The following is a 25,514-nucleotide window of genomic DNA, read 5'->3' on the forward strand; positions in this document are numbered from 1 at the left end:
CACTTCACCTTTTAAACCTGGTTGCCGAATTTTGTTATTTACTCTGACAAAAAATTGCCACGATGGGGGCAGTTTTAGCGGAGGCGGTGAGCAATGGAAAAAGAACGCATTATTCAGGAATTTGTGCCGGGGAAACAGGTCACGCTGGCGCATCTCATTGCGCACCCCGGTGAGGAACTGGCGAAAAAGATCGGCGTTCCCGAAGCGGGCGCTATCGGCATTATGACGCTGACGCCAGGTGAAACCGCAATGATTGCCGGTGACTTAGCCATGAAAGCGGCAGATGTACACATCGGCTTTCTCGATAGATTCAGCGGCGCGCTGGTGATCTACGGCTCGGTTGGCGCGGTAGAAGAAGCGTTATTACAGACGGTAAGTGGTCTGGGGCGATTATTAAATTTCACTTTGTGCAACCTGACGAAAAGTTAATCAGAGGCGGCGATGAAACGTATTGCATTTGTCGGTACGGTGGGGGCGGGGAAAACAACGCTCTTTAATGCGCTACAGGGGAATTATTCCCTCGCCAGAAAAACACAGGCCGTGGAGTTTAATGAAAACGGCGATATCGATACGCCAGGAGAATATTTTAGCCATCCGCGCTGGTATCACGCCTTAATTACCACGCTGCAGGATGTCGATACGTTGATTTATATACATGCGGCAAATGATAAAGAAAGTCGCTTACCTGCCGGGCTGTTGGATATCGGCGCCAGTAAACGACAAATCGCCGTTATCAGCAAAACGGATGTGCCGGATGCCAATGTCGCCGCAACGCGACAATTACTTCGCGGGCTAGGGTTTCAGGAGCCGATTTTTGAGCTCAATAGCCACGACCCAAGCAGTGTGCAGCACCTGGTGGATTATCTGACTGAGCTCAGCCAAAAGGAGGAAAGGGCAGGTGAAAAAACTCATCACAGCTAACGATATTCGTGCGGCCCACGCACGCGGCGAACAGGACGTATCGGTTGTTCTGCGCGCCAGCATCATCACCCCGGAGGCGCGCGAAGTTGCGGCGCTGCTCGGCGTCACTATCACTGAATGCGATGAATCCGCGCCAACTGCCACCGCACCTGCTGCGGTGGATGACGGCAAAACGGAAAGCCAGCGTATTCGTGAAACCATCATTGCACAACTGCCGGAAGGACAGTTTACCGAAAGCCTGGTCGCGCAGCTGATGGACAAAGTGATGAAAGAAAAGCAGTCGCTGGAGCAGGGCGGAATGCAGCCGAGCTTTAACTCGGTGACCGGCAAAGGCGGCGTGAAAGTTATCGACGGCAGCAGTGTGAAGTTTGGCCGTTTTGATGGCGCGCAACCGCACTGCGTCGGCTTAACCGACTTAGTCACTGACCAGGACGGTAGCAGCATGGCCGCCGGGTTTATGCAGTGGGATAACGCATTTTTCCCATGGACGCTGAACTACGACGAAATCGACATGATTCTGGAAGGCGAGCTGCACGTTCGCCATGAAGGCGAAACCATGATTGCCAAAGCCGGGGACGTGATGTTTATCCCGAAAGGCTCCAGCATCGAATTTGGTACGCCATCAACAGTGAAGTTCCTGTATGTGGCCTGGCCTGCGAACTGGCAGTCCTGCTAAGGCGGATGTATGAAGGATTTCATTACCGAAGCATGGCTCAGAGCGAATCATACGCTCAGCGAAGGGGCTGAAATTCATCTCCCCGCTGATGCCCGCCTGACGCCGTCTGCCCGGGAGCTGCTGGAGAGCCGTCGTCTGCGCATTAAGTATATCGACGAGCAGGGAAGCTTGTTTGTTGACGACGAGGAACAGCAGCCGCAGCCGGTACATGGTTTGACCAGCAGCGATACACATCCGCAGGCAACCTGTGAACTGTGTCATCAACCGGTGGCGAAGAAACCTGACACGCTGACGCATCTGACGGCGGACAAAATGGTCGCCAAAAGTGACCCCAGACTTGGATTTCGCGCCGCGCTGGACAGCACCATTGGTCTGGCCGTGTGGTTGCAAATTGAACTGGCGGAACCCTGGCAGCCGTGGCTGGCGGATATTCGCTCGCGCCTGGGCAACATTATGCGTGCTGATGCTGTGGACGAACCGCTGGCCGCACAGGCCATCGTTGGCTTAAGCGACGAAGATTTACACCGGCTCTCGCACCAGCCGCTGCGTTACCTGGACCACGATCATCTGGTGCCGGAAGCCAGCCACGGACGTGATTGCGCGTTGCTTAATCTGCTGCGTACCAAAGTCCGCGAAACGGAAACGGTGGCCGCTCAGGTGTTTATCACCCGCAGTTTTGACGTTATGCGGCCAGACATTCTGCAGGCGCTCAACCGTCTTTCCAGCACGGTTTACGTGATGATGATTCTGAGCGTAGCGAAGCATCCGCTAAGCGTCAGCCAAATCCAACAGCGACTGGGGAAGAAGTCATGATCATTGAACGTGCTCGCCAACTCGCCAAACAAACGCCGGCTCGGGTGGTGTTCCCGGATGCGCTGGATGTACGGGTGCTGAAAGCCGCCAATTACCTGCACCAGCATGGTCTGGCACGCCCCATTCTCGTCGCCAGCCCGTTTGCGCTGCGTCAGTTTGCGCTCAGCCATCGCGTAGCCATGGACGGTATTCAGGTTATTGATCCACAAAGCAATGTACAGATGCGTGAAGAGTTTGCTCTGCGCTGGCTGGCCCGCGCGGGCGAAAAAACGCCGCCGGATGCGCGAGAGAAGCTCAACGATCCGCTGATGTTTGCCGCCGCGATGGTCAGCGCCGGTAAAGCCGATGTGTGTATTGCGGGCAACCTGTCGTCAACGGCAAATGTGCTGCGTGCAGGATTGCGCATTATTGGATTACAACCTGGTTGCAAAACGCTGTCGTCAATTTTCCTGATGCTGCCGCAGTATCTCGGGCCGTCATTAGGGTTTGCAGATTGTAGCGTTGTGCCGCAGCCCACCGCTGCACAGCTGGCAGACATCGCCATCGCCAGCGCTGAAACCTGGAAAGCGATTACCGGTGAAGAACCGCGTGTCGCCATGCTGTCGTTTTCCAGCAACGGCAGTGCTCGTCATCCCAATGTCGCTAACGTGCAGCAGGCGACCGAGATCGTTCGTGAGCGCGCTCCACAGCTTACCGTGGATGGGGAACTGCAGTTTGATGCTGCCTTTGTGCCGGATGTCGCCGCGCAAAAAGCGCCCGCCAGTCCGTTAAAGGGCAATGCCAATGTGATGGTTTTCCCATCGCTGGAGGCAGGCAATATTGGTTATAAAATCGCCCAGCGTTTGGGAGGGTATCGTGCCGTTGGCCCCTTGATTCAGGGACTTGCCGCACCACTCCACGACCTCTCTCGCGGCTGTAGCGTACAGGAAATTATCGAACTGGCGTTGGTGGCAGCTGTGCCGCGCCAGACTGACGTGAGCCGTGAAAGCGTCTCGCAAACACTGGTTGAATGAACGGTCCCGTTCTGGACCCCTTTGATTAAGAGGAAAGCACAATGGAAGCATTAGGAATGATTGAAACCCGGGGCCTGGTTGCACTGATTGAGGCTTCTGACGCGATGGTTAAAGCGGCACGCGTGAAACTGGTTGGCGTGAAGCAGATCGGTGGCGGCCTGTGTACTGCCATGGTTCGTGGTGATGTTGCAGCCTGCAAAGCGGCTACGGATGCCGGTGCTGCTGCCGCGCAGCGTATCGGTGAACTGGTTTCTGTACACGTTATCCCGCGTCCGCATGGCGATCTGGAAGAAGTGTTCCCGATCAGCTTCAAAGGCGACAGCAACGATATGTAAGTCGTCCATGTGACGCCACTGGATCGTTAAGAGAAAGCTGGCGTCACCCTCTCTCCTTTTCACATTACCTTCTGCGGAGGGTAGGGGGAGGTTTTACCTGAAATATGCCACGGAGGCGGGTATGAAACTGGCAATCGTCACAGGACAAATTGTTTGTACCGTTCGCCATCAGGGGCTCGCGCACGACAAGTTGCTGATGGTGGAAATGATTGATGCCCAGGGAAATCCCGACGGGCAGTGCGCTGTTGCGATAGACAGCATCGGGGCGGGAACCGGAGAGTGGGTGCTGCTGGTCAGTGGAAGCTCAGCCCGCCAGGCGCACCATAACGACTCATCGCCTGTCGATCTGTGCGTGATTGGCATCGTCGATGAAGTGGTGGCAGGTGGGAAAGTGGTATTTCACAAATAAGGCAGAAAATCATGAATCAACAGGATATTGAACAGGTCGTGAAAGCGGTGCTGCTGAAAATGAAAGACAGCAGTCAACCCGTCAGTGCCGTTCAAGAAATGGGCGTCTTTGCCTCCCTGGATGACGCAGTGGCGGCAGCAAAACTGGCCCAGCAGGGGCTGAAAAGCGTCGCTATGCGCCAACTGGCCATTCACGCCATTCGTGAAGCGGGCGAAAAACACGCCAGAGAATTAGCGGAATTTGCCGTCAGTGAAACCGGCATGGGACGCGTTGAAGATAAATTTGCCAAAAACGTGGCGCAGGCTCGCGGTACCCCGGGCGTGGAATGCCTGTCTCCACAGGTATTGACCGGCGATAACGGCCTGACGCTGATTGAAAACGCACCGTGGGGCGTGGTGGCTTCGGTAACGCCGTCCACCAACCCGGCGGCGACCGTCATTAACAACGCCATCAGCCTGATTGCCGCGGGTAACAGCGTCGTCTTTGCGCCGCATCCGGCAGCAAAAGGCGTTTCTCAGCGCGCGATCGGCCTGCTTAACCAGGCGGTAGTCGCCGCAGGTGGTCCGGCAAACCTGCTGGTTACCGTTGCTAACCCGGATATCGAAACCGCACAGCGTCTGTTCAAATACCCGGGCATCGGACTGCTGGTCGTCACCGGTGGTGAAGCGGTGGTGGAGTCTGCGCGTAAGCATACCAACAAGCGTCTGATTGCCGCTGGTGCCGGTAACCCGCCGGTGGTGGTGGATGAAACGGCCGATCTGACCCGCGCCGCGCAGTCCATCGTCAAAGGCGCATCGTTTGATAACAACATTATCTGTGCCGATGAAAAAGTGCTGATTGTCGTGGATAGCGTTGCTGATGAACTGATGCGTCTGATGGAAGGCCAGCACGCGGTCAAACTGACGACCGCCCAGGCTGAACAGCTGCAACCGGTACTGCTGAAAAATGTCGATGAGCGCGGTAAAGGCACAGTCAGCCGTGACTGGGTCGGGCGCGATGCGGCAAAAATCGCCGCGGCGATCGGCCTGAATGTTCCGGAGCAAACCCGCTTGTTGTTCGTCGAAACCTCCGCCACGCATCCGTTTGCTGTGACTGAACTGATGATGCCGGTGCTGCCGGTGTTGCGGGTGGCTAACGTTGACGAAGCCATTGCGCTGGCCGTTACGCTCGAAGGTGGTTGTCACCATACGGCGGCGATGCACTCACGCAACATCGACAACATGAACCGTATGGCTAACGCCATCGACACCAGCATTTTCGTCAAGAACGGACCGTGCATTGCCGGCCTTGGGCTTGGCGGCGAAGGCTGGACGACCATGACCATTACCACGCCAACCGGGGAAGGGGTGACCAGTGCGCGCACGTTTGTACGCCTGCGTCGCTGTGTGCTGGTGGATGCGTTTCGCATCGTATAAGGAGTGAAAGAGATGGCGCATGACGAACAACTGTGGCTCACACCCAGACTGCAAAAAGCGGCATCGCTGTGTAACCAGACGCCTGCCGTAAGCGATTCACCGCTGTGGCTGGGCGTTGATTTGGGGACCTGTGATGTGGTGTCGATGGTTGTTGACAGCGATGGGCAGCCGGTTGCGGTTTGTCTGGACTGGGCTGACGTCGTGCGCGATGGCATCGTCTGGGATTTCTTCGGTGCTGTGACCATTGTTCGTCGCCATCTCGATACGCTCGAGCAACAACTGGGTTGCCGTTTTACTCATGCGGCTACCTCATTCCCGCCGGGCACTGACCCGCGTATCTCCATCAACGTGCTGGAGTCTGCCGGGCTTGAGGTGAGCCATGTGCTGGATGAGCCAACCGCCGTGGCGGATCTGCTGGCGCTTGATAACGCCGGAGTCGTCGATATCGGCGGTGGTACGACCGGTATCGCCATTGTGAAACAGGGCAAAGTGACTTACTCCGCCGATGAAGCGACCGGTGGGCACCACATTTCCCTGACGCTTGCCGGGAACCGTCGTATTCAACTGGAAGAAGCCGAGCAGTTCAAACGCAGCAACGGCAAAGAAATCTGGCCGGTGGTTAAGCCGGTTTACGAAAAGATGGCGGAAATCGTCGCCCATCATATTGCCGGACAAGGGATAACGGATTTATGGCTGGCTGGTGGGTCCTGTATGCAGCCGGGTGTTGATGAGCTTTTTCGTAAGCGTTTCCCGGAGCTGCAGGTGCATTTACCGCAGCACAGTCTGTTTATGACCCCGCTGGCGATTGCCAATAGCGGAAAAGTAAAAGCGGAAGGAATCTATGCAAGCTGAATTGCAGACCGCGCTCTTTCAGGCATTCGATGCCCTGAATCTGCAACGCGTAAAAACGTTCAGCGTTCCACCGGTCACATTATGCGGACTGGGAGCGCTCAGCACCTGCGGACAGGAAGCGCAAACGCGCGGACTGACGCATATGTTCGTCATGGTTGACAGCTTCCTGCATCAGGCGGGGATGACCGCCGCTCTGGAACGTAGCCTGGCGATGAAAGGCGTGGCAATGACGCTGTGGCCATGTCCGGTCGGCGAACCGTGTATTACGGACGTCTGCGCGGCGGTCGCGCAACTGCGTGAATCGAAGTGCGATGGCGTGGTGGCCTTTGGTGGCGGCTCTGTACTGGATGCCGCTAAAGCAGTGGCGCTGCTGGTGACCAACCCGACGCAAACACTGGCTGACATGACGGAGCACAGCGTGCTGCGCCCGCGTCTGCCGCTGATTGCCGTGCCAACCACCGCCGGGACCGGGTCAGAAACCACCAACGTTACGGTGATTATCGACGCCGCCACCGGACTCAAAAAAGTGCTGGCCCACGCAACCCTGATGCCGGACGTCGCCATTCTGGATGCCGCGGTAACGGAAGGCGTTCCGGCGCACGTGACGGCAATGACCGGCATTGACGCGCTGACCCATGCCGTTGAAGCGTACAGCGCGCTGAACGCGACGCCGTTTACCGACAGCCTGGCGATTGGCGCGATTGCGATGATCGGCAAATCGCTGCCGAAAGCGGTGGGCTACGGCCACGATCTGGCGGCGCGTGAAAGCATGTTACTGGCGTCCTGCATGGCGGGAATGGCGTTTTCCAGCGCGGGGCTGGGCCTGTGTCACGCGATGGCGCACCAGCCGGGTGCGACGCTGCACATCCCACACGGACAGGCTAACGCCATGCTGCTACCCACGGTAATGGGGTTCAACCGCATGGTGTGTCGTGAGCGCTTCAGCCATATCGGCAGGGCGTTAACCAATAAGAAATCAGACGATCGTGACGCCATCAGCGCGGTCAGCGAGCTGATCGCCGAAGTGGGCCAGACCAAACGGCTCTCAGACGTTGGGGCAAAACCCGAGCATTACAGCGCATGGGCACACGCCGCGCTGGAGGATATTTGTATTCGCAGTAACCCACGCACCGCCACGCAGGCCGAAATTATCGCGTTGTATGCGGCGGCACAATAAATACACATATGACAGGGAGTGAAGGCTATGGGAATTAACGAAATCATCATGTACATCATGATGTTCTTTATGCTGATTGCCGCCGTGGACAGGATCCTGTCGCAGTTCGGCGGTTCGGCGCGCTTCCTCGGTAAGTTCGGTAAGAGCATTGAGGGATCGGGCGGTCAGTTTGAAGAAGGCTTTATGGCAATGGGCGCGCTGGGTCTGGCGATGGTCGGTATGACCGCGCTGGCGCCGGTACTGGCGCATGTGCTCGGGCCGGTGATTATTCCGCTGTACGAAATGTTGGGCGCGAACCCGTCGATGTTTGCCGGAACGCTACTGGCGTGCGATATGGGCGGCTTCTTCCTGGCGAAAGAACTGGCGGGCGGCGACGTTGCGGCATGGTTGTACTCTGGCCTGATCCTCGGCGCGATGATGGGACCGACGCTGGTGTTCTCCATTCCGGTTGCGCTGGGAATTATTGAACCGTCTGACCGTCGTTATCTGGCGCTGGGCGTGCTGGCCGGTATCGTCACCATTCCGATTGGCTGTATTGCGGGTGGTCTGGTCGCGATGTACTCCGGTGTGGAAATCAACGGTCAGCCGGTGGAGTTCACCTTTGCGCTGATCCTGATGAACATGATCCCGGTGCTGATCGTGGCCGTGCTGGTGGCGCTGGGACTGAAATTCATCCCGGAAAAAATGATCAACGGCTTCCAGATCTTCGCCAAGTTCCTGGTAGCGCTGATCACCCTCGGTCTGGCTGCGGCAGTCATCAAGTTCCTGCTCGGCTGGGAGCTGATCCCAGGTCTTGATCCTATTTTCATGGCGCCAGGCGACAAGCCGGGTGAAGTGATGCGCGCCATCGAAGTTATCGGTTCTATCTCCTGTGTGCTGCTGGGTGCCTACCCAATGGTGCTGCTGCTGACCCGCTGGTTTGAAAAACCGCTGATGAGCGTCGGCAACCTGTTAAAAGTCAATAACATTGCGGCTGCGGGTATGGTGGCAACGCTTGCCAACAACATCCCAATGTTCGGCATGATGAAAAACATGGATACCCGCGGCAAAGTGATCAACTGCGCGTTCGCGGTCTCAGCGGCCTTCGCGCTGGGTGACCACTTAGGCTTCGCCGCTGCCAACATGAACGCCATGATCTTCCCGATGATTGTCGGCAAGCTGATCGGCGGCGTGACGGCGATTGGCGTGGCTATGCTGTTAGTACCGAAAGACGAAGATGTTCCGGCACCAGCAGAAACCAATCCGGAGGCGCAATCGTGAATACTCGCCAGCTACTCAGCGTCGGTATCGATATCGGCACCACCACCACTCAGGTGATCTTCTCCCGCCTTGAGCTGGTTAACCGTGCGGCAGTGTCGCAGGTGCCGCGCTACGAATTCATCAAACGCGAAATTAGCTGGCAAAGCCCGGTGTTCTTTACCCCCGTTGATAAGCAGGGCGGGTTGAAAGAGGCCGAACTGAAAGCCCTGATCCTCGCCCAGTATCAGGCGGCGGGGATTGCGCCAGAGACCGTCGATTCCGGCGCGATCATCATTACCGGGGAAAGCGCCAAAACCCGCAACGCACGACCTGCGGTGATGACGCTCTCCCAGTCGCTGGGGGATTTCGTGGTTGCCAGCGCCGGTCCGCATCTGGAATCGGTGATTGCCGGTCACGGTGCGGGGGCACAAACCCTGTCCGAGCAGAAGTTGTGCCGCGTACTGAATATCGACATCGGCGGCGGTACGTCGAATTACGTCCTGTTCGACGCGGGAAAAGTCAGCGGCTCGGCCTGCCTGAACGTCGGCGGGCGGCTACTGGAAACGGACGGTCAGGGGCGCGTAGTACATGCGCATCAGCCGGGGCAGATGATTGTTGATGACGTATTTGGTCCAGGCACTGATGCCCGAACCCTCAATGCGGCGCAGCTTGTTCAGGTGGCCCGACGGATGGCGGCGCTGATTGTGGAGGTGATTGACGGCACGCTTTCACCGTTGGCGCAGGCGCTGATGCAAACCGGTCTGCTGCCTGTTGGCGTGAAGCCTGAAGTGATTACGTTGTCCGGCGGGGTGGGCGAGTGCTACCGCAACCAACCTGCCGATCCGTTCTGTTTTTCCGACATTGGGCCGCTGTTAGCAACGGCGCTGCATGAACATCCGCGCCTGCGTGAGATGAACGTGCAGTTTCCGGCGCAAACCGTGCGCGCCACGGTGATTGGCGCCGGTGCGCATACGCTGTCGCTTTCAGGCAGCACTATCTGGCTGGAGGGTGTGGCGCTTCCGCTGCGCAATCTGCCGGTGGCGATTCCGGTTGATGAGTCTGATCTGGTGGCGGCCTGGCAGCAGGCGCTGCTGCAGCTCGACCTTGACCCGAAAACCGACGCCTACGTGCTGGCGCTGCCAGGTTCGTTACCGGTGCGCTACGCCGCGCTGTTAACGGTGATTGATGCGCTGCTGGCCTTTGTCACGCGCTATCCGAATCCGCATCCCCTGCTGGTGGTAGCCGAGCAGGATTTTGGTAAGGCCCTGGGCATGCTGTTACGCCCACAGTTACAGCAACACCCGCTGGCGGTCATCGATGAGGTGGTTGTCCGGGCGGGGGACTATATCGACATTGGTACGCCTCTTTTTGGCGGATCGGTTGTGCCGGTGACGGTGAAATCACTCGCATTTCCTTCCTGAGGGAACGACTTATGAAACTAAAGACCACATTGTTCGGCAATGTTTATCAGTTTAAGGATGTTAAAGAGGTGCTGGCAAAAGCCAACGAACTGCGTTCGGGGGATGTGCTGGCAGGCGTGGCTGCAACCAGTTCGCAAGAGCGCGTGGCGGCTAAGCAGGTATTGTCGGAAATGACGGTGGCGGATATCCGCAACAACCCGGTGATTTCCTATGAAGAGGACTGCGTGACGCGTCTTATTCAGGATGACGTCAACGAAACGGCCTATAACCGCATCAAAAACTGGAGTATCAGCGAGCTGCGCGAGTACGTGCTGAGCGATGAAACCTCCGTGGATGACATTGCGTTTACGCGCAAAGGGTTAACGTCGGAAGTGGTCGCCGCGGTAGCAAAAATCTGCTCTAACGCGGACCTGATCTACGGCGGTAAGAAAATGCCGGTGATCAAAAAGGCTAACACCACCATCGGTTTGCCGGGCACCTTCAGCTGTCGTTTACAGCCGAACGACACCCGTGATGACGTGCAGAGTATTGCTGCACAAATCTATGAAGGGCTGTCCTTCGGGGCGGGCGATGCGGTAATTGGCGTCAACCCGGTCACGGATGACGTGGAAAACTTAAGCCGCGTGCTCGATACCGTGTATGGCGTTATCGACAAGTTCAATATTCCGACCCAGGGCTGTGTACTGGCGCACGTGACCACCCAGATCGAAGCGATTCGTCGCGGCGCACCGGGCGGGCTGATTTTCCAGAGTATCTGCGGCAGTGAGAAAGGTTTAAAAGAATTTGGCGTTGAGCTGGCGATGCTGGATGAGGCGCGTGCAGTGGGCGCGGAGTTCAACCGCATCGCCGGGGAAAACTGCCTGTACTTTGAAACCGGGCAAGGGTCTGCGCTCTCCGCTGGCGCTAACTTTGGTGCCGATCAGGTGACGATGGAAGCGCGTAACTACGGGCTGGCGCGTCACTACGATCCGTTCCTGGTGAACACCGTGGTGGGCTTTATCGGGCCGGAATATCTCTACAACGACCGTCAGATTATTCGCGCGGGCTTAGAAGATCACTTCATGGGCAAGCTGAGCGGCATCTCAATGGGCTGCGACTGCTGTTACACCAACCATGCTGATGCTGACCAGAACCTCAACGAAAACCTGATGATTCTGCTCGCCACCGCTGGCTGCAACTACATCATGGGCATGCCGCTCGGTGACGACATCATGCTCAACTATCAGACCACCGCCTTCCACGACACCGCGACCGTGCGTCAGTTGCTGAACCTGCGTCCGTCGCCGGAGTTTGAACGCTGGCTGGAAACCATGGGCATTATGGCAAACGGTCGCCTGACCAAACGGGCGGGCGATCCGTCACTGTTCTTCTGATGACGCGGGGATGACATACGATGGATCAAAAACAGATTGAAGAAATTGTACGCAGTGTAATGGCGTCAATGGGGGAGTCACAGCCGCAGGCTCAAGCGCCGTCACCAGAAGCGAAATGCAGCACTACGCAGTGCGCCGCGCCGACCGGTGAAAGCTGTGCGATGGACTTAGGTTCAGCCGAAGCGAAAGCGTGGATTGGCGTTGAGAATCCGCATCGCGCAGAGGTATTGACCGAACTGCGCCGTAGCACCGCTGCGCGTGTATGTACCGGTCGTGCCGGTCCACGTCCGCGTACCCAGGCGCTGCTGCGCTTCCTGGCTGACCACTCGCGTTCGAAAGATACGGTATTGAAAGAAGTGCCGGAAGAGTGGGTAAAAGCCCAGGGACTACTGGAAGTGCGCTCGGAAATCAGCGACAAAAACCTGTATCTGACGCGCCCGGACATGGGACGTCGTCTGAGCGCAGAAGCCATTGAAGCGCTGAAATCACAGTGTGTAATGAACCCGGATGTGCAGGTGATTATCTCTGATGGCCTGTCTACCGACGCCATCACCGCTAACTACGAAGAGATCCTGCCGCCGCTGTTGTCAGGTTTAAAACAGGCCGGATTGAAGGTCGGGACGCCGTTCTTTGTGCGCTATGGCCGTGTGAAAATCGAAGATCAGATCGGTGAACTGCTCGGCGCGAAAGCGGTGATCCTGCTGGTTGGGGAACGTCCGGGCCTCGGCCAGTCGGAAAGTCTTTCTTGCTATGCCGTCTATTCGCCACGCGTGGCGACAACCGTTGAAGCTGACCGTACCTGTATCTCGAATATTCACCAGGGCGGTACGCCACCGGTTGAAGCGGCGGCGGTGATTGTGGATTTGGCCAAGCGCATGCTGGAGCAAAAAGCGTCCGGCATCAATATGACCCGTTAAGGAGGCATCATGCCAGCATTAGATTTGATTAGACCTTCAGTCACCGCAATGCGCGTGATTGCCTCGGTAAATGACGGTTTTGCCCGTGAACTTAAATTACCGCCACATATACGTAGTCTCGGACTCATCACAGCAGATTCTGATGACGTGGCGTATATTGCTGCAGACGAAGCGACAAAACAGGCGATGGTGGAAGTGGTTTATGGCCGCTCGCTGTATGCCGGCGCGGCGCACAGTCCCTCTCCAACCTCGGGCGAAGTGCTGATCATGCTCGGTGGACCTAACCCGGCCGAAGTTCGCGCCGGCCTGGACGCGATGGTCGCCAATATCGAAAGCGGCGCGGCGTTCCAGTGGGCCAATGACGCAGAAGATACCGCCTTCCTTGCGCACGTGGTTTCGCGTACCGGTTCGTATCTCTCGGCGACCGCAGGATGCCGACTTGGCGATCCGATGGCGTATCTGGTGGCTCCGCCGCTGGAAGCAACGTTTGGTATTGATGCTGCGCTCAAATCTGCCGATGTACAGATTGTCACCTACGTGCCGCCGCCGTCAGAAACCAACTACTCAGCGGCGTTTTTAACTGGTAGCCAGGCTGCCTGTAAAGCTGCCTGTAATGCTTTCGCTGATGCTGTTCTGGATATTGCCCGGAATCCGGTACAACGCGCGTAAGAGAGGTTGTGATGATCAATGCACTGGGATTACTGGAAGTGGATGGCATGGTGGCTGCCGTAGACGCGGCAGATGCCATGCTGAAAGCCGCGAACGTGCGTCTGCTCAGTCACCAGGTGCTGGATCCTGGCAGGCTGACTCTGGTGGTGGAAGGCGATCTGGCCGCGTGTCGTGCAGCGCTGGATGCCGGAAGCGCTGCTGCAGCGCGTACAGGACGTGTTGTCAGCCGCAAGGAGATAGGGCGGCCGGATGATGACACCCAGTGGCTGATCGGCGGTTTTACGCGCCAGCCGAAGAAACCCGCACCGAAGCCAGAAATGATGCCAGAAGACAAAGCGGAAAAGACGCAGGACACGCCTGTGACATCTGAATCTTCTGATGAACTCCTGGCGTTGTTGGCATCAACCCGTCAAGGAATGACGGCAGGGGAAGTGGCCGCGCACTTTGGCTGGTCACTTGATGAAGCCAGAAAGGCGCTGGAACAGCTCTTTTCTGACGGAGCGTTGCGTAAACGCAGTAGTCGCTATCGCTTAAAAAATTAACCTGTCGGAGGGCCGGGGGCTTCGTTGAAGCTTCCGGCTTAAAAGATCATGAAAAAGACCCGTACTGCAAACCTGCACCATCTTTATCATGAAGCATTACCCGAAGACGTTAAACTTACGCCGAAGGTCGAGGTGGACAATGTTCACCAACGGCGAACAACAGATGTGTATGAGCATGCCCTGACGATTACCGCCTGGCAGCAGATTTACGATCAACTGCATCCGGGAAAATTTCATGGCGAGTTCACGGAAATCCTGCTTGATGATATTCAGGTGTTCCGTGAATACACCGGTCTTGCGCTGCGCCAGTCATGCCTGGTCTGGCCGAACTCGTTCTGGTTTGGTATTCCGGCCACCCGCGGCGAGCAGGGATTTATTGGTACGCAATGCCTTGGCAGTGCTGAAATTGCGACCCGCCCAGGCGGAACGGAGTTTGAGCTGAGTACACCCGATGATTACACCATTCTTGGGGTCGTTATCTCTGAAGACACCATTGCGCGTCAGGCTAACTTCCTGCATAACCCGGAAAGGGTGCTGCATATGCTGCGCAACCAGTCGGCGCTGGAGGTAAAAGAACAGCATAAAGCCGCGCTATGGGGCTTTGTGCAACAGGCGCTGGCGACGTTTAGCGAGAATCCTGAGAACCTTCATCAGCCGGCGGTGCGCAAAGTGTTGGGTGATAACCTGCTGCTGGCGATGGGCACCATGCTGGAAGACGCTCAGCCGATTATGACCGCTGAAAGCATCAGCCATCAGAGCTATCGCCGCCTGCTGTCGCGGGCGCGCGAATATGTGCTGGAAAATATGTCAGAGCCGCTGACCGTACTCGACTTGTGCAACCAGCTACATGTGAGTCGTCGCACGCTGCAAAACGCGTTTCACGCAATCCTCGGTATCGGACCGAATGCCTGGTTAAAACGTATTCGTCTGAATGCCGTGCGCCGGGAGCTTATTAGCCCGTGGTCGCAAAGTGCGACGGTGAAAGACGCTGCGATGCAGTGGGGATTCTGGCATTTAGGGCAGTTTGCTACCGATTACCAGCAGTTGTTTGCGGAGAAACCGTCGCTGACGCTGCATCAGCGCATGCGTCAGTGGGCGTGATGAGATTATTGTGCCGGATGCGACGCTAACACGTCTTATCCGGCCTACGGGTTTTGCCGTTGCTTATCCGGCCATTACACCCAGTCGCGGACCTGAATAAATTCGCTAAGGGCGGCTTCCGGGCTGTTCGCTTCCGGCTGCCAGTCATATTCCCAGCGTACCAGCGGCGGCATCGACATCAAAATCGATTCCGTGCGCCCGCCGGTCTGTAAACCGAATAACGTGCCGCGATCCCACACCAGATTAAATTCCACATAGCGTCCGCGACGATAAAGCTGGAAGTTTCGCTCGCGCTCACCCCAGCTCATCGCTTTGCGGCGTTCGACGATCGGCAGATACGCTTCGGTGTAACCTTGCCCGACCGCCTGCATAAAGGCGAAGCAGTGGTCGAAATCTGGCGTATTTAAATCATCGAAAAACAGTCCGCCGATGCCGCGCTGCTCGTTACGGTGCTTGAGAAAGAAGTAGTCATCGCACCACTTCTTGTAACGTGGATAAACGTCATTGCCGAACGGCTGGCACAGATCACGCGCGGTGCGATGCCAGTGAATCGCATCCTCATCAAAGCCGTAGTAGGGCGTTAAATCAAAGCCGCCGCCAAACCACCACACCGGGTCGGCGCCCGGTTTTTCCGCGATAAAAAACCGTACGTTGGCATGGCTGGTCGGAATGTAAGGATTCTGCGGATGCACCACCAGCGAGACACCCATCGCCTCAAAGCTGCGCCCGGCAAGCTCCGGGCGATGTGCAGTAGCCGATGCTGGCATTGCATCGCCGTGGACGTGGGAGAAGTTGACTCCCGCTTGCTCGAAAATACCACCGTTACGCAGCACCCGGCTACGACCGCCGCCGCCCGCTTCACGCTGCCAGTTATCTTCAACAAACTCTGCGCCATCGACGGCGGATAACTGCTGGCAAATATTATCCTGCAGACTAAGCAGGAACTGTTTTACGCGCTGTGCATCGGGCTTCATGATTAACGTTTCTTCGAGTGTGCTTTCTGGTTATCAAACCAGTGGAAATAGCTAATGATGCCATTGGCGATAGCGGTAGCGATTTTTTGACGAAACGCCGTCGTGCCCAGCAGTCGCTCTTCTTCCGGGTTAGTAATGAACGAGGTTTCGACCAGTACCGACGGAATTGACGGTGATTTTAGCACCACGAAGGCGGCCTGTTCCGTGCTACGACTGTGCAGACGATGTACTGGCTTGATCTTCTTGAGAATATGCGAGCCTAAGGTCAGGCTGTTTTTAATGGTGTCGGTTTGCACCAGATCGAACAATACCTGCTGCAGCAAATGGTCTTTATCGGTGGTTTTCTTCCCGGCGACTTCATCGGCCCGGTTTTCACGGTCGGACAGATATTTCGCCATGGCGCTACTGGCACCGCGGTTAGACAGCGCAAAGACCGACGCACCTGCGGCGCTCGGATTGGTGAAACCGTCGGCGTGAATCGACATGAACAGATCGGCGCCATGCTTATGGGCTATCTCGACGCGATCGTACAGTGGAATAAACGTATCGCCGGAGCGGGTCAGGCGTGCATCAATCCCCTGGTTGCGTAGAATCGAGCGCACGTTTTTGGCAATCGCCAGCACCACGTGCTTCTCCTTTGAACCGTTGCGACCAATGGCGCCGGTATCAATCCCGCCGTGACCCGGATCGAGGACAACTACGCGCTTAGCGCCGGCTTTTTTCGCTTTCGGTTTGCTGTGACCATTGCTGGTCTTAAGCGCTTCTTCTTTAGCGATGGCTTGCGACATGCCTGACAGCGTCAGGGCGGCCAGCCCGGCTTTCAACACCTGGCGGCGCGATGTGAGTGTTTTTAGTGGTTTAAAAGTGCTCATACGGCCTGAGTTGTAAAAAAAAGGTTCTAAACGTTATATCGTATCGCGTTGTCCGTTGCGACGGATCGGGATAAGAATTGTTTTACTTTTCATTTCAATACGTGACAATTCCGTATTATGCCATTTTTTCCGTCGCTTCGCGTCAGATATTGGCTAAATCAGTGGTTCGCGCCATAATCGCTTTTTAACGTCCTGAAAAGGAAACCAATACCATGGAAATACGCGTATTTCGCCAGGAAGATTTCGAAGAGGTGATCACCCTCTGGGAGCGCTGTGATCTGCTGCGTCCATGGAATGACCCGGAAATGGACATTGAACGCAAGGTCAATCATGACGTCAGCTTGTTTCTGGTCGCAGAAGTGAACGGCGAGGTGGTCGGCACAGTGATGGGGGGCTATGACGGTCATCGTGGCTCCGCCTATTACCTTGGCGTGCATCCTGAGTTCAGGGGGCGCGGTATTGCTAATGCGCTGCTGAACCGACTGGAGAAAAAGCTCATTGCCCGCGGTTGTCCGAAGATTCAAATCATGGTGCGTGACGATAATGACGTTGTGCTGGGTATGTATGAGCGTCTGGGCTATGAACATACCGATGTACTCCATCTGGGTAAACGTTTAATCGAAGATGAAGAGTACTGAGTTTCATCCCGCCGACTATGACGGTCATGGGCGTCTGCGCTTGCCTTTTCTCTTCTGGTGCGTACTGTTGTTGCAGGCACGCACCTGGGTTTTGTTTGTGATTGCGGGTTCTTCCCGTGAGCAGGGCAACACGTTGCTGAATTTGTTTTATCCCGATCATGACGCGTTCTGGCTGGGTTTGCTCCCCGGCGTTCCCGCCGTGCTGGCGTTTTTACTCAGCGGGCGGCGTTTTGCGTTCCCCGTTTTGTGGCACAGGCTGCGCGGATTATTGATTCTCGCTCAACTGGTGCTGCTGTGCTGGCAGCCGATGCTGTGGTTGGGGGGCGATCCGGTCAACGGCGTTGGTCTGGCGCTGCTGGTGGCGGATATTGTCGCGCTGGTCTGGCTGTTAACCAATCAACGTTTGCGCGCCTGTTTTTCCCCCGAGAAAGAATAACGGCACTTTTTAGTGAAACCGGACTCAAAGCAGCGTTGATAAATATGGAAGGAAGTGAAATGAAATCACTGCGTTTGACGTTATGCGCGATACCGCTTGTGCTGACAGGGTGTTCAACCCTCTCATCGGTGAACTGGTCCGCCGCTAATCCGTGGAACTGGTTTGGTTCTTCGACCGAGGTCACTGAGCAAGGCGTGGGGAAACTCACGGGAGCGACGACATTGGATGAAAAGACCATTGCTGATGCGCTGGATGGCGATTATCGCCTGCGTAGTGGGATGAAAACCAATAACGGCACTGTCGTGCGCTTTTTTGAGGCAATGAAAGGTGACAAGCTGGCAATGGTGATCAATGGCGACCAGGGAACGATCAATCGCATTGATGTATTGGACAGCGACATCGCATCAGCCGCGGGTGTCGAAATCGGTACACCGTTTAGCGACCTTTACACTAAAGCTTTTGGTCATTGCCAGAAAGCAACCGGTGATGACAGCGCGGGCGTTGAGTGTAAAGCCGAAGGAAGTCAGCATATTAGCTATATTTTTTCCGGTGACTGGAGCGGCCCTGAAGGCATAATGCCGTCTGACGATACGCTACAAGAGTGGAAAGTAAGCAAAATTATCTGGCGGCGTTAATTTGCGTCTGAACAAATCGACTTACTAAAAAAACAGGTAGAATAACGCCCAGCAATGCCACGATGTCGTGGCAGCTTTTTTCAGGAGGAACAATGTCTCAGGTTCAGAGTGGCATTTTGCCAGAACATTGCCGTGCGGCGATTTGGATTGAAGCCAATGTAAAAGGTGATGTTGAGGCCCTGCGTGCGGCCAGCAAAACGTTTGCCGATAAGCTGGCGACCTTTGAAGCGAAATTTCCGGATGCGCATCTGGGCGCGGTAGTCGCTTTTGGCAACAACACCTGGCGCACACTGAGCGGCGGCGTGGGCGCGGAAGAGCTGAAGGACTTCATCCCCTACGGTAAAGGTCTGGCTCCGGCGACCCAGTATGACGTACTGATCCATATTCTCTCGCTGCGCCATGACGTGAACTTCTCCGTTGCGCAGGCGGCAATGGAAGCATTTGGCGATTGCATTGAGGTTAAAGAAGAGATCCACGGTTTCCGCTGGGTGGAAGAGCGTGACCTCAGCGGCTTTGTTGATGGCACTGAAAACCCGGCAGGCGAAGAAACGCGCCGTGAAGTCGCTGTTATTAAAGATGGCGTCGATGCTGGCGGCAGCTATGTATTCGTGCAGCGTTGGGAACATAACCTGAAGCAGCTTAACCGCATGAGCATTCACGACCAGGAAATGATGATTGGCCGTACCAAGGAAGCCAACGAAGAGATCGACGGTGACGACCGTCCGGTCACCTCTCACCTGAGCCGTGTGGATCTGAAAGAAGATGGCAAGGGGCTGAAAATTGTGCGCCAGAGCCTGCCATACGGTACAGTCAGCGGTACGCATGGTCTCTATTTCTGCGCGTACTGCGCGCGTCTGCACAATATTGAGCAGCAACTGCTGAGCATGTTTGGTGATACCGACGGTAAACGTGACGCGATGCTGCGCTTCACTAAACCGGTCACCGGTGGCTATTACTTTGCACCGTCGCTGGATCGACTGATGGCGCTGTAACCCCAGTGTTGCCTGGTAGCGCTCACGCTTACCAGGCCTACCGCGTTCTTATCTGTCATGAAATTGAAAATCCCCGCCCCGACGGGGATTTTTTTTACCTGAAATTAACCTGATTTAGTGAGCTATTCCTCAGCATGAATTTGTTAATGCTGTATCTTCTGCGTGAATGAAGTGAAGGCTTCATATTCAAAAGGAGAATATTGAAATGGGAAAACTCACGGGCAAAACAGCATTGATTACGGGCGCATCTCAGGGTATTGGCGAGGGGATCGCCAGAACGTTTGCCCGCCATGGCGCGAACTTAATCCTGCTGGATATCTCCGATGAGATTGAAAAGCTGGCGGATGAACTGGCAGGGCGCGGGCATCGCTGCACAGCGGTTCACGCAGACGTCAGAGATTTTGCGTCGGTTACGGAAGCGGTAAAACGCGCGAAGAAAATTGAAGGCAAAATCGACATTCTGGTCAACAATGCAGGCGTATGCCGCCTTGGCAACTTCCTTGAAATGAGCGATGAAGATCGCGACTTCCACATTGATGTCAACATTAAAGGCGTCTGGAACGTGACGAAGGCCGTTCTGCCGGAGATGATTGCGCGCAAAGACGGGCGCATCGTGATGATGTCATCGGTAACTGGCGATCTGGTGGCCGACCCGGGTGAAACGGCGTATGCGTTGTCGAAAGCCGCTATTATCGGCTTAACCAAGTCCCTAGCGGTTGAGTACGCGCAATCGGGGATTCGTGTAAATGCCATTTGCCCGGGCTACGTTCGTACGCCAATGGCGGAAAATATTGCACGTCAGTCTAACCCGGACGATCCTGAATCGGTATTAGTCGACATGGCGAAAGCGATCCCGATGCGCCGTCTGGCCTGTCCGCTTGAAGTGGGTGAACTGGCGGCGTTCCTGGCGTCGGATGAATCCAGCTACTTAACTGGCACGCAAAACGTGATTGATGGCGGCAGCACCCTGCCTGAAAGCGTCAGCGTCGGCATCTGATTGATGCCAGTCTCCTCCCCGGTGAACCTGGGGAGGGGTTTCCCCTTATTCTCTTTTCAACTTTCAAATCATCAAACGGTATATAAAACCGTTACTCCTTTAGTGCCGGTTATAAATATGATGACCATAAGAAAGTCATTAAATTTATAAGGGTGCGCAATGGCCGTTAACTTACTGAAAAAAAGAACTCTGACGCTGGCGGCGCTGCTGTTGCTGGTGGGGCAGGCGCAGGCAACGGAACTGCTGAACAGTTCATACGATGTTTCCCGTGAGCTGTTTGCCGCCCTTAATCCCCCGTTTGAACAGCAATGGGCGAAGGATAACGGCGGTGACAAACTGACGATAAAACAATCTCATGCCGGGTCATCAAAACAGGCGCTGGCGATTCTGCAGGGGCTGAAAGCCGATGTGGTGACCTATAACCAGGTGACCGACGTGCAGATCCTGCATGACAAAGGCAAGTTGATCCCCGCCGACTGGCAAAGCCGTCTGCCGAATAACAGTTCGCCATTCTATTCCACCATGGGCTTCCTGGTGCGTAAGGGGAACCCGAAAAACATTCATGACTGGAATGACCTTGTGCGTTCTGATGTGAAACTGATTTTCCCGAATCCAAAAACCTCCGGTAACGCGCGCTATACCTATCTGGCGGCGTGGGGTGCTGCGGATAAAGCTGATGGTGGTGATAAAACCAAAACTGAACAGTTCATGACCCAGTTTCTGAAAAACGTCGAAGTGTTTGATACCGGCGGCCGCGGTGCTACCACCACCTTTGCAGAGCGTGGTCTGGGCGATGTGCTGATCAGCTTCGAATCAGAAGTGAACAACATTCGTAAACAGTATGAAGCGCAGGGTTTTGAAGTGGTTATCCCGAAAACCAATATCCTCGCCGAATTCCCGGTGGCCTGGGTAGATAAAAATGTGCAAGCCAACGGTACTGAAAAAGCGGCTAAAGCTTACCTGACCTGGCTGTACAGCCCGCAGGCGCAAACCATCATTACCGATTTCTACTATCGCGTGAATAACCCGCAGGTGATGGACAAACAGCAAGATAAATTCCCGCAGACCGAATTGTTCCGTGTGGAAGATAAGTTTGGTTCGTGGCCTGAAGTGATGAAAACACACTTTGTCAGCGGTGGAGAGCTGGACAAACTGCTGGCGGCGGGGCGCAAGTAAATGTTTGCTGTTTCTTCCCGACGCGTGCTGCCCGGCTTCACCTTAAGCCTGGGCACCAGCTTACTGTTTGTGTGCCTGATATTGCTTCTGCCGCTTAGCGCGCTGGTGATGCAACTGGCGCAGATGAGCTGGGCGCAATACTGGGATGTGATTACTAACCCGCAGGTCGTGGCGGCCTATAAAGTCACGCTGCTGTCGGCGTTTGTGGCATCGATTTTTAACGGCGTGTTTGGTCTGTTAATGGCGTGGATCTTAACCCGCTATCGTTTTCCGGGCCGCACGCTGCTGGATGCGCTGATGGACCTGCCATTTGCGCTGCCTACGGCGGTAGCGGGTCTGACGCTGGCGTCGCTGTTTTCGGTTAATGGCTTCTACGGCGAGTGGCTGGCGAAGCTGGATATCAAGGTGACCTACACCTGGCTTGGTATCGCGGTGGCGATGGCGTTTACCAGCATTCCGTTTGTGGTACGTACCGTACAGCCGGTGCTGGAAGAGTTAGGTCCGGAGTATGAAGAAGCGGCGGAAACGCTGGGGGCTACGCGTTGGCAGAGTTTTCGTAAAGTGGTGCTGCCGGAGTTGTCTCCCGCGCTGGTGGCGGGCGTTGCGCTCTCGTTTACCCGAAGCCTCGGTGAGTTTGGCGCGGTTATTTTTATCGCCGGGAATATCGCGTGGAAAACGGAAGTCACCTCGCTGATGATTTTTGTTCGCTTGCAGGAGTTTGACTACCCGGCCGCCAGTGCGATTGCGTCAGTAATCCTTGGGGCTTCGTTGTTGCTGCTGTTTTCGATTAACACCCTGCAGAGTCGCTTTGGTCGACGCGTGGTAGGTCACTGATGGCAGAGATTACCCAATTGAAACACTATGGGGCGCCCCGAATTAACTGGGGTAAATGGTTTCTGATCGGCACTGGCATGCTGGTGTCCGCATTTATTTTGCTGGTGCCGATGATTTACATCTTCGTGCAGGCGTTCAGCAAGGGATTAATGCCGGTATTACAGAACCTGGCCGACCCGGACATGCTGCACGCTATCTGGCTGACGGTGCTGATTGCGCTGATTGCAGTACCGGTGAACCTGGTGTTTGGCGTATTGCTGGCCTGGCTGGTGACCCGCTTTAACTTCCCAGGACGCCAGCTGTTGCTGACCTTACTGGACATTCCGTTTGCCGTCTCGCCGGTGGTCGCCGGTCTGGTGTATCTGCTGTTTTACGGCTCTAACGGTCCGCTGGGTGGATGGCTGGATGAACACAATCTGCAAATTATGTTTGCCTGGCCGGGAATGGTGCTGGTCACAGTGTTCGTCACCTGTCCGTTTGTGGTGCGTGAACTGGTGCCGGTTATGTTAAGCCAGGGCAGCAATGAAGACGAAGCGGCGGTTCTGCTTGGCGCATCCGGCTGGCAAATGTTCCGCCGCGTGACGCTGCCGAATATCCGTTGGGCGTTGCTGTATGGCGTAGTGCTGACGAATGCCCGCGCGATTGGCGAGTTTGGCGCGGTATCGGTGGTTTCCGGCTCGATTCGCGGCGAAACCCTATCGCTACCGCTACAAATTGAATTACTGGAGCAGGACTACAACACGGTCGGCTCCTTTACCGCTGCGGCGCTGTTAACGCTGATGGCGATTATTACCCTGTTTTTGAAGAGCATGTTGCAATGGCGTCTGGAGAACCAGGAGAAACGCGCGCAGCAGGAGGAAAATCATGAGCATTGAGATTGCCAATATTAAGAAGTCTTTTGGTCGCACCCAGGTGCTGAACGATATCTCGCTGGATATTCCTTCAGGTCAGATGGTCGCGCTGTTGGGGCCATCCGGCTCGGGCAAAACCACGCTGCTGCGAATTATTGCCGGGCTGGAACATCAGTCCAGTGGTCATATCCGTTTTCATGGCACCGATGTCAGTCGCTTACATGCGCGTGACCGTAAAGTTGGCTTCGTCTTTCAACACTATGCGCTGTTTCGCCATATGACCGTTTTCGACAATATCGCCTTTGGCCTGACGGTTTTGCCACGGCGGGAGCGTCCGAATGCGGCGGCCATCAAAGCGAAAGTCACCAAATTGCTGGAGATGGTGCAGCTTGCCCATCTGGCGGATCGCTTTCCGGCGCAACTTTCCGGTGGACAAAAACAGCGTGTGGCGTTGGCACGAGCGTTAGCGGTAGAGCCGCAGATCCTGCTGCTCGATGAGCCGTTTGGCGCGCTCGATGCTCAGGTGCGTAAAGAGCTGCGTCGCTGGCTGCGTCAGTTACACGAAGAACTGAAATTCACCAGCGTGTTTGTGACCCACGATCAGGAAGAGGCGACAGAAGTGGCCGATCGCGTGGTGGTAATGAGCCAGGGACATATTGAACAAGCCGATGCGCCGGACCAGGTCTGGCGTGAACCGGCTACCCGCTTTGTGCTGGAGTTTATGGGGGAGGTTAACCGTCTGCAGGGGACGATTCGCGGTGGACAATTCCACGTCGGCGCACACCGTTGGCCATTGGGCTATACACCAGCGTATCAAGGGCCGGTCGACCTGTTCCTGCGTCCGTGGGAAGTGGATGTGAGCCGTCGTACCAGCCTGGATTCGCCGTTGCCGGTACAGGTGCTGGAAGCCAGCCCGAAAGGACACTACACCCAATTAGTTGTGCAGCCGCTGGGGTGGTATAACGAACCGCTGACGGTCATCATGCAGGGCGATGATTCCCCAAACCGCGGCGAACGCCTGTTTGTTGGGCTGCAAAATGCACGTCTGTATAACGGCGACCAGCGTATTGAAACGCGTGAAGAGGAACTTGCTCTGGCGGAATCTGCCTGATAGGTTAATTTGCAGGTTTATCGCCCGGTGGCGCTATGCTTACCGGGCCTACCGCATATGCCGTGATTTTGTAGGCCGGGTAAGCGCAGCGCCACCCGGCTTTTTATTGGACAGCACTCATGAACACATTAGAACAAACAATTGGCAATACGCCTCTGGTGAAATTACAACGTCTGACGCCGGATAACGGTAGTGAAATTTGGGTTAAGCTGGAAGGCAATAATCCCGCGGGTTCGGTGAAAGACCGGGCCGCGCTGTCGATGATCGTCGAAGCGGAAAAGCGTGGAGAAATTAAGCCTGGTGATGTGTTGATCGAGGCAACCAGCGGTAATACCGGAATTGCTCTGGCAATGATCGCCGCGCTGAAGGGCTACCGCATGAAGCTGCTGATGCCAGACAACATGAGCCAGGAGCGCCGTGCGGCGATGCGGGCTTACGGGGCTGAACTGATACTGGTGACCAAAGAGCAGGGAATGGAAGGGGCGCGCGATTTAGCGCTGGAAATGGCACAACGTGGCGAAGGTAAGTTGCTCGATCAGTTTAACAATCCTGATAACCCGTACGCGCATTACACCACCACCGGCCCGGAAATCTGGCAGCAAACGTCCGGACGTATTACCCATTTTGTCTCCAGCATGGGCACGACCGGCACCATTACCGGCGTATCTCGTTTTCTGCGCGAGCAGGAAAAACCGGTTACCATCGTGGGCCTGCAGCCGGAAGAGGGCAGCAGTATTCCGGGGATTCGTCGTTGGCCTGCGGAGTATATGCCGGGCATTTTTAACGCCTCGCTGGTGGATGAGGTGCTGGATATTCATCAGAATGATGCAGAAAACACCATGCGCGCGCTGGCGGTGAAAGAGGGTGTGTTTTGCGGCGTCAGTTCCGGCGGCGCGGTAGCCGGAGCGATTCGCGTGGCCGAACAAAATCCGGGAGCGGTGGTGGTGGCGATCATCTGCGATCGCGGCGATCGCTACCTTTCGACCGGCGTGTTTGGCGAAGAACACTTTAACCAGGGATTAGGGATTTAGTTTGTAGGCCTGATAAGCATAGCGCCATCAGGCAAACGTACGGCACGATCGCCGGATGACGACGTAAAGCGTCTTATCCGGCCTGCCATAATCA

Annotated in this window: 29 protein-coding genes; 27 read left to right on the top strand and 2 right to left on the bottom strand. The window is 55.7% G+C overall.

Features of this window, described 5'->3' with window-relative positions; translation table 11 throughout:
• Window positions 1–93: 93 nt before the first annotated feature.
• From eutS to eutR, 17 genes are all read left to right on the top strand, one after another.
• On the top strand, window positions 94–429 hold the full coding sequence (gene eutS / locus FDX03_RS04040; RefSeq protein WP_003037995.1) for an ethanolamine utilization microcompartment protein EutS: 336 nt from the start codon (window positions 94–96) through the stop codon (window positions 427–429).
• A gap of 12 nt (window positions 430–441) precedes the next feature.
• Window positions 442–921, top strand: a complete 480-nt coding sequence (gene eutP / locus FDX03_RS04045; RefSeq protein WP_048210959.1) for an ethanolamine utilization acetate kinase EutP — start codon at window positions 442–444, stop codon at window positions 919–921.
• Window positions 899–1,597, top strand: coding sequence for an ethanolamine utilization acetate kinase EutQ (gene eutQ, locus FDX03_RS04050; RefSeq protein ID WP_061068313.1), 699 nt, complete (start codon window positions 899–901; stop codon window positions 1,595–1,597). The genes eutP and eutQ overlap by 23 nt, the downstream gene beginning before the upstream one ends.
• A gap of 9 nt (window positions 1,598–1,606) precedes the next feature.
• On the top strand, window positions 1,607–2,410 hold the full coding sequence (gene eutT, locus FDX03_RS04055; RefSeq protein ID WP_137345514.1) for an ethanolamine utilization cob(I)yrinic acid a,c-diamide adenosyltransferase EutT: 804 nt from the start codon (window positions 1,607–1,609) through the stop codon (window positions 2,408–2,410).
• The gene (gene pta / locus FDX03_RS04060; RefSeq protein ID WP_048210962.1) at window positions 2,407–3,423 is read left to right on the top strand and encodes a phosphate acetyltransferase; all 1,017 of its coding nucleotides are present in this window, start codon (window positions 2,407–2,409) and stop codon (window positions 3,421–3,423) included. Before eutT ends, pta begins: the two co-directional genes overlap by 4 nt.
• Before the next feature lie 41 nt (window positions 3,424–3,464).
• Window positions 3,465–3,758 (top strand): ethanolamine utilization microcompartment protein EutM, encoded by a 294-nt coding sequence (eutM, locus tag FDX03_RS04065; RefSeq protein WP_005121908.1) that lies wholly within the window; start codon window positions 3,465–3,467, stop codon window positions 3,756–3,758.
• 121 nt (window positions 3,759–3,879) lie between these two features.
• The gene (gene eutN / locus FDX03_RS04070; RefSeq protein WP_005121909.1) at window positions 3,880–4,167 is read left to right on the top strand and encodes an ethanolamine utilization microcompartment protein EutN; all 288 of its coding nucleotides are present in this window, start codon (window positions 3,880–3,882) and stop codon (window positions 4,165–4,167) included.
• Between the two features lie 11 nt (window positions 4,168–4,178).
• On the top strand, window positions 4,179–5,582 hold the full coding sequence (locus tag FDX03_RS04075) for an aldehyde dehydrogenase family protein (protein ID WP_137345515.1): 1,404 nt from the start codon (window positions 4,179–4,181) through the stop codon (window positions 5,580–5,582).
• Between the two features lie 12 nt (window positions 5,583–5,594).
• Entirely contained in the window at window positions 5,595–6,434 is an 840-nt protein-coding gene (eutJ, locus tag FDX03_RS04080) for an ethanolamine utilization protein EutJ (protein ID WP_061068310.1), read from the top strand.
• Window positions 6,424–7,611 carry an ethanolamine utilization ethanol dehydrogenase EutG gene (gene eutG, locus FDX03_RS04085; RefSeq protein WP_048210965.1) on the top strand — a complete coding sequence of 396 codons (1,188 nt, stop codon included), beginning with the start codon at window positions 6,424–6,426 and terminating at the stop codon, window positions 7,609–7,611. The genes eutJ and eutG overlap by 11 nt, the downstream gene beginning before the upstream one ends.
• Before the next feature lie 27 nt (window positions 7,612–7,638).
• Window positions 7,639–8,871 carry an ethanolamine utilization protein EutH gene (eutH, locus tag FDX03_RS04090; RefSeq protein ID WP_003038023.1) on the top strand — a complete coding sequence of 411 codons (1,233 nt, stop codon included), beginning with the start codon at window positions 7,639–7,641 and terminating at the stop codon, window positions 8,869–8,871.
• Window positions 8,868–10,271: an ethanolamine ammonia-lyase reactivating factor EutA gene (gene eutA / locus FDX03_RS04095; protein WP_137345516.1), complete on the top strand. Its 1,404-nt coding sequence runs from the start codon at window positions 8,868–8,870 to the stop codon at window positions 10,269–10,271. Before eutH ends, eutA begins: the two co-directional genes overlap by 4 nt.
• A gap of 11 nt (window positions 10,272–10,282) precedes the next feature.
• Complete coding sequence (gene eutB, locus FDX03_RS04100; protein ID WP_003038029.1) at window positions 10,283–11,644, top strand: ethanolamine ammonia-lyase subunit alpha; 1,362 nt, start codon at window positions 10,283–10,285, stop codon at window positions 11,642–11,644.
• A 20-nt stretch (window positions 11,645–11,664) separates the two neighbouring features.
• Window positions 11,665–12,561 carry an ethanolamine ammonia-lyase subunit EutC gene (gene eutC / locus FDX03_RS04105; RefSeq protein WP_048210968.1) on the top strand — a complete coding sequence of 299 codons (897 nt, stop codon included), beginning with the start codon at window positions 11,665–11,667 and terminating at the stop codon, window positions 12,559–12,561.
• Window positions 12,562–12,570: 9 nt separating this feature from the next.
• Window positions 12,571–13,230, top strand: a complete 660-nt coding sequence (gene eutL / locus FDX03_RS04110) for an ethanolamine utilization microcompartment protein EutL (RefSeq protein ID WP_040233508.1) — start codon at window positions 12,571–12,573, stop codon at window positions 13,228–13,230.
• 11 nt (window positions 13,231–13,241) lie between these two features.
• Window positions 13,242–13,772, top strand: a complete 531-nt coding sequence (gene eutK / locus FDX03_RS04115; protein WP_048210969.1) for an ethanolamine utilization microcompartment protein EutK — start codon at window positions 13,242–13,244, stop codon at window positions 13,770–13,772.
• A gap of 48 nt (window positions 13,773–13,820) precedes the next feature.
• On the top strand, window positions 13,821–14,873 hold the full coding sequence (gene eutR / locus FDX03_RS04120) for an HTH-type transcriptional regulator EutR (RefSeq protein ID WP_061068308.1): 1,053 nt from the start codon (window positions 13,821–13,823) through the stop codon (window positions 14,871–14,873).
• Between the two features lie 74 nt (window positions 14,874–14,947).
• On the opposite strand, the gene hemF is transcribed toward eutR, so the two are convergent.
• A complete protein-coding gene (gene hemF / locus FDX03_RS04125) occupies window positions 14,948–15,847 on the bottom strand; it encodes an oxygen-dependent coproporphyrinogen oxidase (RefSeq protein ID WP_137345517.1) in 900 nt (299 codons plus the stop codon).
• Window positions 15,848–15,849: 2 nt separating this feature from the next.
• The gene (amiA, locus tag FDX03_RS04130) at window positions 15,850–16,719 is read right to left on the bottom strand and encodes an N-acetylmuramoyl-L-alanine amidase AmiA (protein WP_005121924.1); all 870 of its coding nucleotides are present in this window, start codon (window positions 16,717–16,719) and stop codon (window positions 15,850–15,852) included.
• A gap of 212 nt (window positions 16,720–16,931) precedes the next feature.
• Between amiA and FDX03_RS04135 the strand changes: the two genes are divergently transcribed.
• The 10 genes from FDX03_RS04135 (at window position 16,932) to cysM (ending at window position 25,420) form a co-directional block, all read left to right on the top strand.
• Entirely contained in the window at window positions 16,932–17,357 is a 426-nt protein-coding gene (locus tag FDX03_RS04135; protein WP_048210972.1) for a GNAT family acetyltransferase, read from the top strand.
• On the top strand, window positions 17,344–17,793 hold the full coding sequence (locus FDX03_RS04140; protein WP_061068306.1) for a DUF2919 domain-containing protein: 450 nt from the start codon (window positions 17,344–17,346) through the stop codon (window positions 17,791–17,793). The genes FDX03_RS04135 and FDX03_RS04140 overlap by 14 nt, the downstream gene beginning before the upstream one ends.
• A gap of 59 nt (window positions 17,794–17,852) precedes the next feature.
• A complete protein-coding gene (locus FDX03_RS04145) occupies window positions 17,853–18,428 on the top strand; it encodes an RpoE-regulated lipoprotein (protein WP_061068305.1) in 576 nt (191 codons plus the stop codon).
• Between the two features lie 92 nt (window positions 18,429–18,520).
• The gene (gene yfeX, locus FDX03_RS04150) at window positions 18,521–19,420 is read left to right on the top strand and encodes a porphyrinogen peroxidase (protein ID WP_137345518.1); all 900 of its coding nucleotides are present in this window, start codon (window positions 18,521–18,523) and stop codon (window positions 19,418–19,420) included.
• A 205-nt stretch (window positions 19,421–19,625) separates the two neighbouring features.
• Entirely contained in the window at window positions 19,626–20,417 is a 792-nt protein-coding gene (gene ucpA / locus FDX03_RS04155) for an SDR family oxidoreductase UcpA (protein ID WP_048210976.1), read from the top strand.
• Window positions 20,418–20,576: 159 nt separating this feature from the next.
• Window positions 20,577–21,593 carry a thiosulfate/sulfate ABC transporter substrate-binding protein CysP gene (cysP, locus tag FDX03_RS04160; RefSeq protein ID WP_137345519.1) on the top strand — a complete coding sequence of 339 codons (1,017 nt, stop codon included), beginning with the start codon at window positions 20,577–20,579 and terminating at the stop codon, window positions 21,591–21,593.
• Complete coding sequence (gene cysT / locus FDX03_RS04165; protein WP_003038061.1) at window positions 21,594–22,427, top strand: sulfate/thiosulfate ABC transporter permease CysT; 834 nt, start codon at window positions 21,594–21,596, stop codon at window positions 22,425–22,427. It begins immediately after the preceding gene.
• Window positions 22,427–23,302 carry a sulfate/thiosulfate ABC transporter permease CysW gene (gene cysW / locus FDX03_RS04170; protein ID WP_115601694.1) on the top strand — a complete coding sequence of 292 codons (876 nt, stop codon included), beginning with the start codon at window positions 22,427–22,429 and terminating at the stop codon, window positions 23,300–23,302. Before cysT ends, cysW begins: the two co-directional genes overlap by 1 nt.
• Window positions 23,292–24,389, top strand: a complete 1,098-nt coding sequence (gene cysA / locus FDX03_RS04175) for a sulfate/thiosulfate ABC transporter ATP-binding protein CysA (RefSeq protein WP_137345520.1) — start codon at window positions 23,292–23,294, stop codon at window positions 24,387–24,389. Before cysW ends, cysA begins: the two co-directional genes overlap by 11 nt.
• A gap of 119 nt (window positions 24,390–24,508) precedes the next feature.
• Window positions 24,509–25,420: a cysteine synthase CysM gene (gene cysM, locus FDX03_RS04180; protein ID WP_115643112.1), complete on the top strand. Its 912-nt coding sequence runs from the start codon at window positions 24,509–24,511 to the stop codon at window positions 25,418–25,420.
• Window positions 25,421–25,514 lie beyond the last annotated feature (94 nt).

The sequence above is a fragment of the Citrobacter sp. wls827 genome (assembly GCF_005280875.1).
In the GTDB taxonomy this organism is placed as follows: Bacteria; Pseudomonadota; Gammaproteobacteria; order Enterobacterales; family Enterobacteriaceae; genus Citrobacter; species Citrobacter youngae.

Bases quoted from the DNA above. Each gene is read 5' to 3' on its own strand.
- eutR (WP_061068308.1), top strand. From the start codon at position 13,821: ATGAAAAAGACCCGTACTGCAAACCTGCACCATCTTTATCATGAAGCA.
- cysW (WP_115601694.1), top strand. From the start codon at position 22,427: ATGGCAGAGATTACCCAATTGAAACACTATGGGGCGCCCCGAATTAAC.
- FDX03_RS04140 (WP_061068306.1), top strand. From the start codon at position 17,344: ATGAAGAGTACTGAGTTTCATCCCGCCGACTATGACGGTCATGGGCGT.
- cysT (WP_003038061.1), top strand. From the start codon at position 21,594: ATGTTTGCTGTTTCTTCCCGACGCGTGCTGCCCGGCTTCACCTTAAGC.
- cysP (WP_137345519.1), top strand. From the start codon at position 20,577: ATGGCCGTTAACTTACTGAAAAAAAGAACTCTGACGCTGGCGGCGCTG.
- eutH (WP_003038023.1), top strand. From the start codon at position 7,639: ATGGGAATTAACGAAATCATCATGTACATCATGATGTTCTTTATGCTG.
- FDX03_RS04135 (WP_048210972.1), top strand. From the start codon at position 16,932: ATGGAAATACGCGTATTTCGCCAGGAAGATTTCGAAGAGGTGATCACC.
- cysM (WP_115643112.1), top strand. From the start codon at position 24,509: ATGAACACATTAGAACAAACAATTGGCAATACGCCTCTGGTGAAATTA.
- eutS (WP_003037995.1), top strand. From the start codon at position 94: ATGGAAAAAGAACGCATTATTCAGGAATTTGTGCCGGGGAAACAGGTC.
- eutL (WP_040233508.1), top strand. From the start codon at position 12,571: ATGCCAGCATTAGATTTGATTAGACCTTCAGTCACCGCAATGCGCGTG.
- eutK (WP_048210969.1), top strand. From the start codon at position 13,242: ATGATCAATGCACTGGGATTACTGGAAGTGGATGGCATGGTGGCTGCC.
- cysA (WP_137345520.1), top strand. From the start codon at position 23,292: ATGAGCATTGAGATTGCCAATATTAAGAAGTCTTTTGGTCGCACCCAG.
- FDX03_RS04145 (WP_061068305.1), top strand. From the start codon at position 17,853: ATGAAATCACTGCGTTTGACGTTATGCGCGATACCGCTTGTGCTGACA.
- amiA (WP_005121924.1), bottom strand. From the start codon at position 16,719: ATGAGCACTTTTAAACCACTAAAAACACTCACATCGCGCCGCCAGGTG.
- eutN (WP_005121909.1), top strand. From the start codon at position 3,880: ATGAAACTGGCAATCGTCACAGGACAAATTGTTTGTACCGTTCGCCAT.
- pta (WP_048210962.1), top strand. From the start codon at position 2,407: ATGATCATTGAACGTGCTCGCCAACTCGCCAAACAAACGCCGGCTCGG.
- FDX03_RS04075 (WP_137345515.1), top strand. From the start codon at position 4,179: ATGAATCAACAGGATATTGAACAGGTCGTGAAAGCGGTGCTGCTGAAA.
- eutC (WP_048210968.1), top strand. From the start codon at position 11,665: ATGGATCAAAAACAGATTGAAGAAATTGTACGCAGTGTAATGGCGTCA.
- eutP (WP_048210959.1), top strand. From the start codon at position 442: ATGAAACGTATTGCATTTGTCGGTACGGTGGGGGCGGGGAAAACAACG.
- eutJ (WP_061068310.1), top strand. From the start codon at position 5,595: ATGGCGCATGACGAACAACTGTGGCTCACACCCAGACTGCAAAAAGCG.
- eutM (WP_005121908.1), top strand. From the start codon at position 3,465: ATGGAAGCATTAGGAATGATTGAAACCCGGGGCCTGGTTGCACTGATT.
- hemF (WP_137345517.1), bottom strand. From the start codon at position 15,847: ATGAAGCCCGATGCACAGCGCGTAAAACAGTTCCTGCTTAGTCTGCAG.
- ucpA (WP_048210976.1), top strand. From the start codon at position 19,626: ATGGGAAAACTCACGGGCAAAACAGCATTGATTACGGGCGCATCTCAG.
- eutB (WP_003038029.1), top strand. From the start codon at position 10,283: ATGAAACTAAAGACCACATTGTTCGGCAATGTTTATCAGTTTAAGGAT.
- eutT (WP_137345514.1), top strand. From the start codon at position 1,607: ATGAAGGATTTCATTACCGAAGCATGGCTCAGAGCGAATCATACGCTC.
- eutG (WP_048210965.1), top strand. From the start codon at position 6,424: ATGCAAGCTGAATTGCAGACCGCGCTCTTTCAGGCATTCGATGCCCTG.
- yfeX (WP_137345518.1), top strand. From the start codon at position 18,521: ATGTCTCAGGTTCAGAGTGGCATTTTGCCAGAACATTGCCGTGCGGCG.